Raw genomic sequence first — 246 nt, forward strand, 5'->3', positions numbered from 1 at the left:
CACAGCGTATCGGGTGACGTCGGCAAGGCACCCAATAATGTGTCGAGCGCGGGCGGTTTCTCGCCATGCCACGGATGCGCCATCATATAACCGAGGATCTGCCCGTCGGCGCGCCAGACGCGGCAGCCGGCGGGATACAATGCCCGGCGTTCCGCCATCACCGCCGCATCCTCGGTGAAGGCGCCATGCACCGCATCGGAGATCGATACGACGATCGGCAGATCGTCGGGCACCATCGGCTGCCAG

Annotated in this window: 1 protein-coding gene; it reads right to left on the reverse strand. The window is 65.4% G+C overall.

Going from position 1 to position 246, the window contains the following annotated elements; genetic code table 11:
* A partial coding sequence (locus CVH10_RS26305; RefSeq protein ID WP_369336000.1) for a hypothetical protein occupies positions 1–246 on the reverse strand: 246 nt, incomplete at both ends.

Origin of the sequence: Halomonas sp. ND22Bw (genome assembly GCF_003011945.1) — a bacterium.
Taxonomy (GTDB): Bacteria; Pseudomonadota; Gammaproteobacteria; order Pseudomonadales; family Halomonadaceae; genus Halomonas; species Halomonas halophila.